General features: G+C 74.7%; 13 protein-coding genes and 1 pseudogene. 6 read left to right on the top strand and 8 right to left on the bottom strand.

Going from position 1 to position 12,921, the window contains the following annotated elements; all coding sequences use genetic code 11:
- The 4 genes and pseudogenes from ACZ7JZ_RS34440 to ACZ7JZ_RS34425 all read left to right on the top strand — a co-directional run.
- A pseudogene (locus ACZ7JZ_RS34440) lies at nucleotides 1-143 on the top strand (sulfate ABC transporter substrate-binding protein); the annotation flags it as partial.
- Nucleotides 144-177: 34 nt separating this feature from the next.
- The gene (locus ACZ7JZ_RS34435; protein ID WP_470946666.1) at nucleotides 178-969 is read left to right on the top strand and encodes an ABC transporter ATP-binding protein; all 792 of its coding nucleotides are present in this window, start codon (nucleotides 178-180) and stop codon (nucleotides 967-969) included.
- Nucleotides 956-1,837 carry an ABC transporter permease gene (locus ACZ7JZ_RS34430; protein ID WP_470946664.1) on the top strand — a complete coding sequence of 294 codons (882 nt, stop codon included), beginning with the start codon at nucleotides 956-958 and terminating at the stop codon, nucleotides 1,835-1,837. Before ACZ7JZ_RS34435 ends, ACZ7JZ_RS34430 begins: the two co-directional genes overlap by 14 nt.
- 8 nt (nucleotides 1,838-1,845) lie before the next feature.
- Nucleotides 1,846-2,646, top strand: a complete 801-nt coding sequence (locus ACZ7JZ_RS34425; protein ID WP_470946662.1) for a sirohydrochlorin chelatase — start codon at nucleotides 1,846-1,848, stop codon at nucleotides 2,644-2,646.
- 47 nt (nucleotides 2,647-2,693) lie between these two features.
- Here ACZ7JZ_RS34425 and ACZ7JZ_RS34420 read toward each other — a convergent pair whose 3' ends face one another.
- From ACZ7JZ_RS34420 to ACZ7JZ_RS34405, 4 genes are read right to left on the bottom strand one after another with little or no spacing between them, the layout of a single operon-like run.
- Complete coding sequence (locus ACZ7JZ_RS34420) at nucleotides 2,694-3,716, bottom strand: ketopantoate reductase family protein (protein WP_470946659.1); 1,023 nt, start codon at nucleotides 3,714-3,716, stop codon at nucleotides 2,694-2,696.
- Nucleotides 3,717-3,758: 42 nt separating this feature from the next.
- Nucleotides 3,759-4,379 carry a DUF1697 domain-containing protein gene (locus tag ACZ7JZ_RS34415; RefSeq protein WP_470946656.1) on the bottom strand — a complete coding sequence of 207 codons (621 nt, stop codon included), beginning with the start codon at nucleotides 4,377-4,379 and terminating at the stop codon, nucleotides 3,759-3,761.
- Nucleotides 4,380-4,400: 21 nt separating this feature from the next.
- A complete protein-coding gene (mgt, locus tag ACZ7JZ_RS34410; RefSeq protein WP_470946654.1) occupies nucleotides 4,401-5,666 on the bottom strand; it encodes a macrolide-inactivating glycosyltransferase in 1,266 nt (421 codons plus the stop codon).
- Nucleotides 5,667-5,701: 35 nt separating this feature from the next.
- Nucleotides 5,702-6,607, bottom strand: a complete 906-nt coding sequence (locus tag ACZ7JZ_RS34405; protein ID WP_470946669.1) for a GlxA family transcriptional regulator — start codon at nucleotides 6,605-6,607, stop codon at nucleotides 5,702-5,704.
- A gap of 161 nt (nucleotides 6,608-6,768) precedes the next feature.
- Between ACZ7JZ_RS34405 and ACZ7JZ_RS34400 the strand changes: the two genes are divergently transcribed.
- Both ACZ7JZ_RS34400 and ACZ7JZ_RS34395 read left to right on the top strand, forming a co-directional pair.
- Nucleotides 6,769-7,362, top strand: coding sequence for an MBL fold metallo-hydrolase (locus ACZ7JZ_RS34400; RefSeq protein WP_470946651.1), 594 nt, complete (start codon nucleotides 6,769-6,771; stop codon nucleotides 7,360-7,362).
- Nucleotides 7,363-7,496: 134 nt separating this feature from the next.
- The gene (locus ACZ7JZ_RS34395; RefSeq protein ID WP_470946649.1) at nucleotides 7,497-8,381 is read left to right on the top strand and encodes a phosphotransferase; all 885 of its coding nucleotides are present in this window, start codon (nucleotides 7,497-7,499) and stop codon (nucleotides 8,379-8,381) included.
- A 32-nt stretch (nucleotides 8,382-8,413) separates the two neighbouring features.
- On the opposite strand, the gene ACZ7JZ_RS34390 is transcribed toward ACZ7JZ_RS34395, so the two are convergent.
- The 4 genes from ACZ7JZ_RS34390 to ACZ7JZ_RS34375 form a co-directional block, all read right to left on the bottom strand.
- Nucleotides 8,414-9,148, bottom strand: a complete 735-nt coding sequence (locus ACZ7JZ_RS34390; RefSeq protein WP_470946647.1) for an exonuclease domain-containing protein — start codon at nucleotides 9,146-9,148, stop codon at nucleotides 8,414-8,416.
- 132 nt (nucleotides 9,149-9,280) lie between these two features.
- Nucleotides 9,281-10,525 carry an SAV2148 family HEPN domain-containing protein gene (locus tag ACZ7JZ_RS34385; RefSeq protein ID WP_470946644.1) on the bottom strand — a complete coding sequence of 415 codons (1,245 nt, stop codon included), beginning with the start codon at nucleotides 10,523-10,525 and terminating at the stop codon, nucleotides 9,281-9,283.
- A gap of 103 nt (nucleotides 10,526-10,628) precedes the next feature.
- Nucleotides 10,629-11,975: a copper amine oxidase gene (locus tag ACZ7JZ_RS34380; protein WP_470946641.1), complete on the bottom strand. Its 1,347-nt coding sequence runs from the start codon at nucleotides 11,973-11,975 to the stop codon at nucleotides 10,629-10,631.
- A 94-nt stretch (nucleotides 11,976-12,069) separates the two neighbouring features.
- Nucleotides 12,070-12,912 carry a Tat pathway signal sequence domain protein gene (locus ACZ7JZ_RS34375; protein WP_470946638.1) on the bottom strand — a complete coding sequence of 281 codons (843 nt, stop codon included), beginning with the start codon at nucleotides 12,910-12,912 and terminating at the stop codon, nucleotides 12,070-12,072.
- Nucleotides 12,913-12,921 lie beyond the last annotated feature (9 nt).

Raw genomic sequence — 12,921 nt, 5'->3', positions numbered from 1 at the left:
AGACCCAGTCCGAATGGGCCGTCAAGGCCGGCCTCATCAAGCAGCCCGACCTCACCGGCATCTACGACCTCACGCTCCTCAACAAGGTCCTCAAGGCCACCGGGCAGCCCGAGGTCTCCGACGCCGGCCTCGGTGCCGAGTAGTCCAGCGATCCCACGTCAACAGGAGGTGACGACCATGGCCACCACGCTTGCCAAGGCTGTCGAGGACACCGCTTCGGTGTCGCACGCCGCCCGCATCGAGCACGTTTCTAAGTCCTTCGCCGGCCCGGCCGGCAACCAGCTCGTCCTGGACGACATCAGCCTCGATGTCGCGCCCGGCGAGTTCGTCACCATCCTGGGGGCGTCGGGGTGCGGGAAGTCCACCCTGCTCAACCTGGTGGCGGGACTCGACGAGCCGTCCGCGGGGTCCATCGAGACCACCGGCGGCCGCCCGGCGCTGATGTTCCAGGAGCACGCGCTGTTCCCGTGGCTGACCGCGGGCAAGAACATCGAGCTGGCCCTGCGGCTGCGCGGGGTGCCCAAGTCCGAGCGCCGCGGCGAGGCGGAGCGGCTCCTGGAGCTGGTCCGGCTGGGCGGGGCGTACGGCAAGCGGGTCCACGAGCTGTCCGGCGGCATGCGCCAGCGCGTGGCCCTGGCCCGGGCCCTGGCCCAGGCCAGCGACCTGCTGCTGATGGACGAGCCCTTCGCGGCCCTCGACGCCATCACCCGCGACGTGCTGCACGGCGAGCTCACCCGCATCTGGGAGGAGACCAACCTCTCCGTCCTGTTCGTCACCCACAACGTGCGCGAGGCCGTCCGGCTGGCGCAGCGCGTGGTCCTGCTCTCCTCCCGGCCCGGCCGGGTGGCGAAGGAATGGACCGTGGACATCCCGCAGCCGCGCCGCATCGAGGACGCGGACGTGGCGGAGCTGTCCGTCGAGATCACTGAGCACCTGCGTGGGGAGATCCGCCGCCATGGCCAGCACTGACACCGCCCCGAAGCAGGACGACCTCGCCGGTCTGGAGGCCGGGCTCGACGCGCTCGACGCCGTCGAGGTGCGCCGCACCCCGGTCCGCGAGGTCCTCGTCAAGAAGGTGCTCCCGCCTACCGTCGCCGTGACCCTGGTCCTGGCCGTGTGGCAGGTGCTGGTCTCCGCGCGGATCGTCGAGGAGACGAAGCTGCCCGCGCCGTCCGCGGTGTGGGCCGGCCTGGTCGACATGTGGCTCCAGGGCACGCTGCTGGAGGTCGTGTGGACCTCCGTCTCGCGCGGCCTGTTCGGCTTCCTGCTGGCCCTGGCCATCGGCACCCCGCTGGGCCTGCTGGTCTCGCGGGTGCGGTTCGTCCGCGCCGCCATCGGCCCGATCCTGTCGGGCCTGCAGTCCCTGCCCTCGGTGGCCTGGGTGCCGCCGGCCGTGCTGTGGTTCGGGCTCAACGACGCGATGATGTACACGGTCATCCTGCTGGGCGCCGTACCGTCCATCGCCAACGGCCTCGTGTCGGGCGTGGACCAGGTGCCCCCGCTGTTCCTGCGGGCGGGCCGGACCCTGGGCGCGACCGGCCTCAAGGGCACCTGGCACGTGGTCATGCCGGCCGCGCTGCCCGGCTACCTGGCCGGCCTCAAGCAGGGCTGGGCCTTCTCCTGGCGCTCCCTGATGGCCGCGGAGATCATCGCCTCCTCGCCGGACCTGGGCCTCGGCCTCGGCCAGCTGCTGGAGAACGCCCGCAACAACATCGACCTGCCCGGCGTGTTCCTGTCGATCCTGCTGATCCTGGTCGTGGGCATCGCCATCGACCTGCTGATCTTCAGCCCGATCGAGCGGTACGTGCTGCGCAGCCGCGGCCTGCTGGTGAAGTGAGCCCGGCCGTGCACCCCCGTACCCCCGTCCCGCGCCGCGGCCCCGCCGCGGCCGGCCGGCCCGTCCTGCTGGTCATCGCCCACGGCAGCCGCGATCCGCGGCACGCGGCGACCGTGCACGCCCTGACCGGGCGGGTGCGGGCGCTGCGGCCCGGGCTGCGCGTGGAGACCGCGTTCCTCGACTTCAACGCCCCCGCCGTCGGCCAGGTGCTCGCGCGCCTGTACGACGAGGGGGTGCGCGAGGTGGTCGCGCTCCCGCTGCTGCTGACCCGGGCCTTCCACGCGAAGGCCGACATCCCGGCGGTCCTGGCCGAGTCCCCGGCCCGGCTGCCCGGGCTGCTGGTCCGCCGGGCCGGGGTGCTGGGGCCCTCGCCGCTGCTGGTGTCCGCCCTGGAGCGGCGCCTGTTCGAGGCGGGACTCGATCCGGCGGAGCGCGCCACCACGGGTGTGGTGCTCGCCTCCGCCGGCTCCTCCGACCCGGAGGCGATCGCAGTGATCGCTGACATCGCGCGGGAGTGGCGGCACACCGGCTGGTGCGCCGTGCGGCCTGCGTTCGCCTCCGCCGTACTGCCCCGTACGGAGGACGCCGTACGGGAACTGCGGGCCCTCGGGGCGCGGCGGGTGGCCGTGGCCCCGTACGTCATCGCCCCGGGCCGGCTGCCGGACCGGATCGCCGAGGGGGCCCGCGCGGCCGGGGCCGAGGTCCTGGCCGGGGTGCTGGGCGCCGCCCCGGAGCTGGCCCGGCTGCTGCTGGACCGCTACGAGGGGGCGCTGCGCACGGCGGCCCCGCTGCCGGCCCTGTCGGCCTGAGGCCGGGGCCCGGGGCCGGTGCAGCGCCGGCCCGGGGCCGCTGCCGGTCAGCGGGTGCGGGCGGCCGCCTCGTCGGCGAGGGCGGTGAGGTCCCCGACGGACATGCTGCCCGGCTCCCAGCCCTCGCGGGCGAAGATGTTCGCGACCCGGCGCAGCACGTCGTTGACCGGGGTCGCCACCCCGTGGGTGCGGCCGAGCAGGCAGATCTCGCCGTTGAGGTAGTCCGCCTCGATGGACCCGGTACCGCGGCTGAGGCTCTGCCAGGAGGAGCCGCCGCGCAGCTGCGGCGGGTCGACGACCCTGCCCTCCCGGGCGAGGCGCTGCTCCTCCTCGCCGGTGTACGCGATCCCGGCGGCGGCGTAGGCCGCCTCGGCCTCGGCGACGGCCCGGCGCAGCAGGGCCGCCTTGGCGGGGTGGGGTTCGGGTCCGGTGGCGGCCTGGACCGCGTTGCCCAGGTTGCGCAGTAGTTTGGCGTACTTCCAGCGCATCACGTCCGCGGTGGCGTGGGCCGCGAAGGGGGCCTTCTCCAGGTCGGCGCAGACGGTGCGGACCAGCTCGTCGGTGCCGCCGGCGGCCAGGCCCAGGTGGAGCACCCCGGTGAGCGGGGCGCAGAGGGCGGAGACCGCACCCGGTTCGAGGTGGGTGGCGGGCAGCCAGACGCAGAGGCCGTAGACGCGCTCGAAGCGGCGCAGGGCGAGGCGTTCGGCCTCGACGCCGTTCTGCGCGCAGACGAGGGGGAGCCGCTGGCCGGCCGTGCCGCCGCCGCGGACGGGGGCGTCGCCCCAGGCGTCGAGGGCGGCGACGGCGTCCTGGGTCTTGACGGCGAGCACGAGGACGTCGTCGCGGTGCAGTCCGCCGGGTCCGCCCGGGGCTCCGAGCTCCTCGGGGGTGCGGACCACGGGCAGGCGGTGGGTGCGGGTGCCGTCGGCGGTGGTCAGCTTGAGGCCGCCGGTCCGCAGGGCCTCGGCGTGGGCTCCGCGGGCGGCGAGGACCACCTCGCTGCCGGTCTCGGCGAGCCGCCCGCCGAGGGTGGCGCCCACGGCGCCGGCTCCGATGATGATGTAGCGCATCCTCCGAGCCTGGCACACGCGTGCGGCGCCCGGGACCCGGGGCTACTCGGTGCCGGGGCGGGTGAGTTCGACCAGTTTGGCGACGGTGTTCCAGTTGCGGGTGGTGGCGTCGACCCCCTTCAGGAGGGCGGGCCGGGCCAGGGCCTCGGCGAGTCTGGAGCGGCCGAGGCCCCCGGGGGCGTACAGGTAGACGACCCGGTCGCCGACCGCGTAGTCCTCGGGGGCGTAGTCGGCGGGGTCGACGGCGGCGAGCCGGCCGGGGCCGGGCTGCTCGGACAGGAAGGTGGCGTGGAGCTGCCTGCCGTCCAGTTCCGCGGCCGGGTACGGGCAGGCGGCGGCCACGGCCGCCAGGTAGTCCCCGTCCACGACCAGGCAGGCCACGGTGAAGCCGAAGTGCTCCTCGATGGCCCGCTCCAGCTCCCGGGCGAGCTGTGCGGGCTCGCGCCCGGGGGCGGTGAAGACGGCGTTCCCGCTCTGCAGGTACGTGGCGACCCCGGTGTGGCCCAGTCCTTCGAGGACCGCGCGCAGTTCGGCCATCGGGACCTTCCGGTGGCCGCCCACGTTGATCCCGCGGAGCAGGGCCGCGTACTTCTTCGGGTGCCCGCGCCCGTGTGCACCCGTCGTGCCGGTCGCGCCCGTCGTGTCCGTCGTGTCCTCTGCCATGGGCGCGACTCTAGGGCGCGGCTACGACAGTTCGGCCTCGATGAGGTCCGCGGCCTGCTGCGTGCCGCCCTCGGCGGCCATGTCGGCGGCGATGCGGGCGAACCGCTCGGGGACCTGCGGGTCGGCGAGGAGTCCGAGGACGGCCTCGCGCAGGACGGCCGCGGTGGCCTCGGCCTTGGGGACGTGGCGGGCCACGCCGAGGGAGGCCAGCATGTCGGCGTTGCCGAACTGGTCGGTGGCCAGGGGCACGGCGACCATCGGGGTGCCGGTGGCCAGTCCCTCCTGGCTGCCGCCGGCGCCGGCGTGCGTGATGAACGCGTCGGCCTGGCGCAGGATGGCCAGCTGGGGCACCCAGCTGTGCACCTCGACGTTGGCCGGGACCTCGCCCAGTTCGGCGGGGTCGACGTACTTGCCGATCTGGAGGACCACGTGCCAGCCGGGCAGGCCGCCGAAGGCCTCGATGCAGGCGCGGTAGAACTCGGGCTCCTTGGTGAAGGCCGACCCGAGGGAGACGAGGAGGACCTTCTCCGCCCCCTCGGGGCGCTCCCAGCCGCCCTGGTCGGCCCGCTCGCCCTGGCAGGCGCCGACGAAGGTGTGCACGGCCGTGTCCACCCGGTCGGCGTGGGGCTGGAGGGCCCTGGGGATCAGGACCAGGCTGCGGGCGGGGCGGGCGACGAAGGTGTCGGGGTCGGCGGCGACCCCGTTCGCCGCGAGCCAGGACTCGAAGCGGGCGTAGTACGCCTGCCCGCGCTCGGAGGCCTTCAGCTCGGCGAACATGGGCTCGGCGACCTCGGTCTCGTACCCGTCCCAGGCGACGAGGTTGGGCGAGAGGGAGACGGCCGGCACCCCCCAGCGGTGGGCGAGCACGCGCGCGGGGTAGGAGGCGATGTCGTGCAGGACCAGGTCCGGGCGGTCGTCCGGGCCCTCGAAGGCCTCGATGAGCTGCGGGAGCGCCTGCTCGGCGTCGTGCAGGAAGGGTTCGAGGTTGTCGATGAGCTCGGTGCCCCAGCCCTCCGGGTCCTCTTCGGTGGGCAGGGTGGAGCGGTAGAGCACCGGCGTGGCGCCGGTCTGTGCGATCTTCTCGGCGAACGGGGCCGGGATCGCGTAGCTGACGCGGTGACCGCGGCCGACGAGCTCCCGGATCACCTCGATGCTCGGGTTCACGTGCCCGTGGGCAGCGATGGAGAACATGGCGATGTGAGCGGGCTTTGCTGAGGTCATGCCTGAAACCTTAAACGAGACGAGACGATGCGTCTCATCATATATTCGGCAGTCGTCAGCGGGCATCGCGGCCGGTCACCCGAATGCGGGGGCCCGGACCGCTACGGCGTACGGGTGAACGAACGCCGGTACGAACGGGGCGGCACCCCCCGGCGGCGGACGAACTGCTCGCGCAGCACGGCCGCGCTGCCGTACCCGACCAGCCGGGCGATCTCCTCCACCGGCAGCCCGGTGGTCTCCAGCAGCTCCTCGGCCCGGCTCAGCCTCAGCTCCCGCAGCCAGGCGTGCGGGGTGGTGCCGGTCGCGGCGGCGAACCGGCGGGCGAAGGAGCGCCGGCTCATCAGGGCGCGCCGGGCCAGCCCGTCCACGGGCAGCGGTTCGTGCAGGTGGGCGCGGGCCCAGTCCAGCACCTCGGCCAGCTTCTCGTCCCGGCAGTCCGCGGGGGCGGGGGCCGCCAGGTACTGCGCCTGGCCGCCGTCGCGGTGGGAGGGCAGCACCAGGTCCCGAGCGATGGCGTTGGCGGTGGCCGCGCCGTGGCTGCGGCGCAGCAGGTGCAGGCAGAGGTCGAAGCCCGCGGCGGCGCCGGCGCCGGTGACGATCCGCCCCTCGTCCACGTAGAGGGAGCCGGCCTCCACGCGGATCCCCGGGTGGAGTTCCGCCAGGAGTCCGGCGAACCTCCAGTGGGTGGTGGCCCGCCGGCCGTCGAGCAGCCCGGCCGCGGCGAGGGCGAAGGCGCCCACGCAGTGCGCGGCGACCTCCGCGCCGCGCGCGTACGCCGCCGCGAGCGCCTCCCGTACGGGCGGGGGCGGCGGGGTCCGGAAGTCGGCCCAGGGCAGGACCAGCACCAGGTCGGCGCCGGCGAGCCGGTCGAGCCCGCCATCGACGGCCACGGGCACGCCCACGTCGGTGGGCACCGGGCCGGGCCGCTCGGTGCACAGGGCGAACTCGAAGCGGGGCAGGCCCGCGCGCTCGGCGAACACCTCGGCGACCAGGCCGACGGCGAGCATGCCGACACCGGGCGGGGCGTAGGCGGCGACGGTGGTGAAGGGCGGCACGCGGGCAGTCTGGCACGGGCGGGCGGGCCGGCTCCCGGGGGGTGGCACGTTTCCTGCGATCAGTGGCAGGACGGCCACTCGTCCGGGGCGCGGCCGCGCTGAAGACTGTGGGCATGACAGACGCACCGATCGGCCGCAGCGCCGTCCACACGATCCTGACCACCGGTTACACCCTCTCCACGGGCCCGGGGGTGGCCGCCACCGTCTCCTACGTCACCGACGGGGACCTGCACGTGGTCGTCGACCCCGGGATGGTGGCGAGCCGGGACCGGATCCTCGGCCCGCTGGCCGCCCTGGGGCTCGGCCCCGACGACATCACGGATGTGGTCCTCAGCCACCACCACCCCGACAACACCATGAACGTGGGCCTGTTCGGGAACGCCAGGGTCCACGACCACAAGGCGGTCTACGAGCGCGACCAGTGGACCGACCGGGACGCCGAGGGCTTCGAGCTGACCCCCTCGCTGCGCCTGATCCGCACCCCCGGGCACAGCACGGAGGACATCACCCTGCTCGCGGGTACCGGCGAGGGCGTGGTGGCCTTCGTGGGGGACCTGTGGTGGCGGCCCGACGGGCCCGTGGAGGACCCCGTCTCCCCCGACCGGCAGGTGCTGCGCTCCTCCCGGCTGCGGGTGCTGGCCGCCGCCGACACCATCGTGCCGGGCCACGGCCCGGCCTTCCCCGCCGACGGCTCGGCGCCGCTGTAGACCGCCGCGTGCGGATCCCGGCGGGTGCGAGACTGGACCGCCCCGGGGAGATCCGGGGCCGCCCGGTGTCAACGGGCAGTACGCACAGAGCGCGCAGCACACAGCACGCAGCAACAGAGGACGGATCAGAGGCGATGGACGAGGCACGGGCCCGGAACGTACTGGCGCAGGCCGGGCTGGAGGCCTCCGGACCCGGGCGGGCCGGGGCGGACCCGGCGGCCGCCGAACTGCTCGCGCTGGGCGAGAACGCCGTCTTCGCCCTGGGGGGCCTGGTGGTCAAGGTGGGCCGGAGCCCGGAGCTGCTGCCCCGCGCCGAGCGCGAACTCGCCGTGGGCCGCTGGCTGGAGGACGCCGGGGTGCCCGCCGTACGCCCCGCCGGGCCGGACGCCCGCCTGGTCGGGGGCCACCCGGTGACGCTCTGGCACCGACTCCCGCCCGCCGCCCGGCCCGCCCGCGCCGCCGACCTCGCCGCCCTGCTGCGGCAGGTGCACGCCCTGCCCGCACCGCCGTTCGCCCTGCCCCCGCGGGAGCTGCTCGGCGGGGTGGAGCGCTGGCTGCGGCTGGCCGGGGAGGCGGTCGACCCGGCGGACGCGGCCTACTTGCGGGCCCGCCGCGACTCCTTCGCCGCCGAGGCGGCGGCCCTGACCCCGCAGCTGCCGCCCGGCCCGGTGCACGGGGACGCGCTGCCGCGCAACGTGCTCGTGACCGCCGAGGGCCCGGTCCTGGTGGACCTGGAGACCTTCTCCGCGGACTTCCGCGAACACGACCTGGTCGTCATGCTGCTGACCCGCGACCGGTACGGGCTGCCCGCCGGGGAGTACGAGTCCTTCGTGCGCGCGTACGGCTGGGACGTGCGCGACTGGGAGGGCTGCGCCGTGCTGCGGGGGGCGCGCGAGACCGCCAGCTGCGCCTGGGTGGCCCAGCACGCCCCCGCGAACCCCGCGGCCCTCGCCGAGTTCCGCCGCCGCGTCGCCTCCCTCCGGGAGGACGCCCCCGGGGTCCGCTGGCACTCCTTCTGACCCCTGCGGGTCCTGGCGGCCGGCCCGCCCGCTCAGGCCGCGGCGGGGGCCAGGGCGCGCAGCGGCCAGGCCGGGTCGATCTCCGCGTCCGCGGTGCCCTGGCGGCGCAGGTACTCCTGGAAGTCCCCGGCCCAGCGCGCGTACCAGCCGATCTGGCGCTCGTGCAGGTCCCGGGGGGTCAGCTCGGCCACCTTGGGGTGCCGGACGGCTATCGCCCGCGCCACCTCCACCGCGGCCAGGGCGTCCGCCCCCGCGTCGTGCGCCGCCGAGAGCCGTACGCCGTACTCCGCGCAGGCCGCCTCCAGGGTCCGCTTGCCGCGGCGGTAGCGGTCCACGGCCCGGTCGATGGTGAGCGGGTCCACCACGGGGCCGGTCGGCGCCCCGCCCGTAACCCCGCGCTCGGCCAGCGGGGCCAGCCCGTACCGGTGCAGCTCCGCGGAGAGGAGGGTCAGGTCGAAGGAGGCGTTGTACGCCACCACCGGTATGCCCCGCTCCCACAGCCCGGTCAGCGCGGCCGCGACCTCCTCGGCCACCTCGCGGGCCGGGCGGCCCTCGGCCACCGCGCGCTCCGTGCCGATCCCGTGGATCGCGGTGGCCTGCTCGGGGATCGGTATCCCCGGGTCGGCCAGCCACAGCGAGCGCCGCACCACCGCGCCCCCGGGCTCCACCTCCAGGACCGCGGCCGTCACGATCCGGGCCTCCCGCGGCTCGGTGCCCGTCGTCTCCAGGTCGAACCCGGCCAGCGTTCCCCCGTGCCAGTCCCCCACGGCTTCCCTCCCCAACGTCTCCTCGCCTCTCGGCGTCCGGTTTTCACCCTGCCACGGCCCACTGACACCGCCGCGGCCGGGGCCCGGCGCCGGGGTCGGGCCACGGGTCGGCAAGCAGGTCGGGAAGCGGGGTCAGGACACCGGCCGGGAGTCCTGCCAGACGGATTCGAACTCCTCCCGGTAGGTGTGGAAGAGCCCGTGGTCGGCGTCCTTGGGCACCCCGCGCCCGCCGCCGCGCAGCACCAGGACGGGCGCCTCCATCCCGCGGGCCCGGCGCAGGTAGGACTGGACGACGGCTATGCCGCTGCCCGGGGCCTCCCCGTCGACGAGGTAGGCCGTGAACCGCGGGGTCTCGTCGAAGACGTGGATGGCGAAGCCGGAGGGGTCGGCGAGCCGGGAGCGGACCCGGCGCACGTGGAGGATGTTCATCTCCACCGAGCGGCTGAGCTCGCCCTTGCGCAGCCCGAGCTCCCGCTCGCGCCGCTTGACGGCGCTGCTGGCCGGGTTCAGGAAGAGCAGCCGGACCCGGCAGCCTGCCTCGGTGAGCCGGACGAGCCGGCGGCCCGAGTAGTTCTGGACCAGCAGGTTGAGGCCTATGCCGATGGCGTCGAGCCGTCGGGCCCCGCCGAACAGGTCCTCGGCGGGCAGCTGCCGCTGGAGGCGCACCCGGTCCGGGTGGACCGAGATCACGTCGGCGTACCGGTCCCCGACCAGGTCCTCGACGGCGTCGATGGGCAGCCGGTCCGCGGAGGGGCTGCCGGAGCCGCCGCCGAGCACCTCCAGGAGCCGCGCCGAGGCCCGCTCGGCCTGGGCGAGCACCGCCTGCGACAGGGCCCGGTTGCGGGAGACCACGTTGCGGGTGACCTCCAGCTCGTCGAGGGCCAGTTCGACGTCCCGGCGGTCGTCGAAGTACGGCTCGAAGCAGGGCCAGTGCTGGACCATCAGCTCGCGCAGCTGCGGGAGCGTCAGGAAGCTGAGCACGTTGTCGTCGGCGGGGTCGAGCAGGTAGCCCTTGCGGCGGCTGACCTCGCGCACCGCGACGGCCCGCTGCACCCACTCCTGCCCGGCCGGTCCGGCCGCGGCCACCACCCAGTCGTCCTCGCCGTGCACGGGCTCGTAGATGGGCCGCAGCACCGCCCCGACCACGGCCCGCAGCCGCTGTTCGATCAGGTTCAGCCAGATGTAGGCGCGGCCGGCCCGCTGGGCCCTGGTGCGGACCTCGCTCCAGGCCTCCGCGCTCCAGTCCAGTTCCGCACCCGCCCGCACCGCACCGGTGGCCGGCAGCCGGGCCAGGGACACCGCCCCGGCCGCGAGTTCCGCCGGACTGCCCTCGTGACCGCCGTCACCAGGGGGCAGTTCCAGCCCTCCCGAGCTCACCCGTGCACCGCCTCCTGCGTACGCCCTTCTCCGGTGATCAAGGAAGGGTACTCCGCGAGCGGGAGGCGGTGCAGCCGGATGGCCGGTCCGTTCTCCAACTCGCTTAGTCGGGGCGTCCGTTCTGTCCCACGAGGGCCGGCGGAGTGAGCGGATTCATAGCGGTGACGTCACGCGGGCTGAGCTGGAAGCCCTGCCAGTGCACCGGCATCGGCTGCTGGTCCTCGTCGCGGGCGACGTGGTGGAAGCCGATGTTGACCCACGCGATGGGGTGCTTCAGGGTCTCGCCGTTGACCCACGAGTCCACGTGCTTGCCGGCGTTCGGCCCGCAGTTGCGGAGGTTGTGGGTGGCGAACTGCTCGCAGGCCTTGTACTCGGTGAAGTACACGTCGTGCTGCGTGTACGAGCGGCCCGGGTACTTCTGGGTGGCGCCCGGCACGATCTCGTAGCTGCGGGGGTGCCCGTCCTTGTTCCTGCCGGTGGCGCTGACCATGCGCCACCAGCGCATGCCCTCGATGTCCCCGGCGAGCTCCTTGTCCACCACCGTGCGGGTCGTCTTCGTCTTCGGGGTGGCGCCGTCGGGGCTCGGGACGGTCTTGGAGTCGTACTGCTCGACGGTGCCGTTGGGCGAGCCGTCGAGGGCGAAGTTCAGCCGCCAGAAGACGTTGTGGCTGTGGCTGGTCGCGTAGGCCTTGGCGCCCTTGCCGATGGGCCAGCCGCGGCCGTCGCCCGCGTCGTAGTCGCCGGGCGAGAGGCTGCCGGTGGCGCCGACGTTGGCGTTGATGAGGCCGTCGTTCTGGAAGCGCCACTCGGTGATGTACTCGTACCAGCCGACCTTGTTGACGGTGTAGACCAGCAGGTCCCTGCCCTGGTCCTGCCAGACCTGGCCGGGCTGCTCCCCCGCCAGCCGGTAGGCGTGGCCGCGGGCGCGCGTGGTGGTGCACAGGCCCTTGACCTCGGTCTGGGACTGGTCCCAGGAGTTGGTGACCTTCACGGTCTTGATGGTGCCGCCCGGACATTCGCCGGGGACCATGCCCTGGAGCCCCGCGCCGAAGCCGGCGCCGGTGAGGTCGTCGTACTCGGCCTTGCCGTCGTCGTACGGGACGTGGATCTGGCCCAGCTTGGCGGAGGTCAGCACCGGGATCGGCGCGGGCTCGCCCTTGGGCTGGTACGAGATCTTGTCGAGGACCAGGCCGGCCTCGCTCTCGTAGCGCCAGCACATCCGCCAGGTGGTGCCCCCGGCCAGGGTCTGCTCGATCCGGTAGGCCTCGCTGCAGTCGGGGGTCGGGGCGGGCGCCTTCAGGGCCCGCGGGGCCTGCGCGGCCTGCGGGGCCTTGCCGGGGGCGGCCGAGGCGGCGGGGCCGGCGGCCGCGGCGGCGCCGCCGAGCAGGGCCGAGACGGCCAGGGCCACGGCCGCGCGGCGGCGGGTGCCGTGGGAACGGTTCACGTGCATGTGGAGAGACTCCTGTGGCAGGAAGGCAGAACGGTCGGAGGTGGGGAGGGCGGAGTCGTGCGTGCGCAGGACGGGACGGCCGGGCAGGGGCGCGTCAGAGCTGGTGCACGGTACGGGCGCTCAGGTTGACGACCAGGGAGCGGACGTCGATCCAGGGCCCGTTCTTCACCTTCAGGAAGAGCCGGGCGCAGCGCTGCTTTCCGCACTCCTTGAGGGCCGCGGGCCCCGGGTTCTCCGCGTCGGCGCGGTAGATGAGCGCGTTCACCAGGCGCAGCTGCTCCGGCTTGGCGAGCTTCTTGCCCGTGGCGTCGGCGTAGTCCTTGCGCAGCCCCTCGCCGGCCTTGGCGGCGATCATGAGCTTGGCGGCCTCGACGGCCTCCTCGCGCGCGATGGGCGGCTGGACCCCCTTCTGGACCTCGCTGGACTCGACCTTGCCGGTGTCGAGGTTGACGACGGAGGTCCGCAGGGCGTCGCTCTTGTAGTCGTACGCGGTGACCTGCGCCCGGCGCGGCGCGGTGCCCTTGGACACCTCTTCGGGGCGCAGCTCGGAGAGGTCGGTGGTGAGCCACTGCGGGCCCCTGCCGCCGCGGGCGTTCGCGGCGGACATGCCGGCGGGGCCGAGGGCGAGGGCCCTGACCCGGTCGAGCTCGGCGTCGGTGAGCGGGTCGCGGCCGAAGCCGCGCTCCTTCTCGGCCGGGGCGGCCTCGACCTTCCCCGGGCGTACGTTCGGCTGGATGCCCTGGGCGGCGGATCCCCCGGTGCCGGCCGCGCCGGCGGACGCGGCGGCGGCCCCCTGGCCGTCCCGCCCGTCCTGGCCGCCGCCCGCGGCGCCCGCGGAGCCGGGCAGCGTGATGCCGATCATGACGGCCGTGCCGGTGACGGCGATGGCCGCGCCCGCCACCAGCTTCCCCAGATGGCGGCGTACCGTTATGTTCACATTTCCCCC

The sequence above is a fragment of the Streptomyces sp. NPDC038213 genome (assembly GCF_055600495.1).
Note: the sequence above shows the minus strand (reverse complement) of the source record. Positions and strands in the feature narration are given on the sequence as shown.

Excerpts from the sequence above, each read along its gene's own strand:
- ACZ7JZ_RS34435 (WP_470946666.1), top strand. The coding sequence starts at position 178 with ATGGCCACCACGCTTGCCAAGGCTGTCGAGGACACCGCTTCGGTGTCG.
- ACZ7JZ_RS34430 (WP_470946664.1), top strand. The coding sequence starts at position 956 with ATGGCCAGCACTGACACCGCCCCGAAGCAGGACGACCTCGCCGGTCTG.
- ACZ7JZ_RS34420 (WP_470946659.1), bottom strand. The coding sequence starts at position 3,716 with ATGCGCTACATCATCATCGGAGCCGGCGCCGTGGGCGCCACCCTCGGC.
- ACZ7JZ_RS34415 (WP_470946656.1), bottom strand. The coding sequence starts at position 4,379 with ATGGCAGAGGACACGACGGACACGACGGGCGCGACCGGCACGACGGGT.
- mgt (WP_470946654.1), bottom strand. The coding sequence starts at position 5,666 with ATGCCCGCTGACGACTGCCGAATATATGATGAGACGCATCGTCTCGTC.
- ACZ7JZ_RS34405 (WP_470946669.1), bottom strand. The coding sequence starts at position 6,607 with ATGCTCGCCGTCGGCCTGGTCGCCGAGGTGTTCGCCGAGCGCGCGGGC.
- ACZ7JZ_RS34400 (WP_470946651.1), top strand. The coding sequence starts at position 6,769 with ATGACAGACGCACCGATCGGCCGCAGCGCCGTCCACACGATCCTGACC.
- ACZ7JZ_RS34395 (WP_470946649.1), top strand. The coding sequence starts at position 7,497 with ATGGACGAGGCACGGGCCCGGAACGTACTGGCGCAGGCCGGGCTGGAG.
- ACZ7JZ_RS34380 (WP_470946641.1), bottom strand. The coding sequence starts at position 11,975 with ATGCACGTGAACCGTTCCCACGGCACCCGCCGCCGCGCGGCCGTGGCC.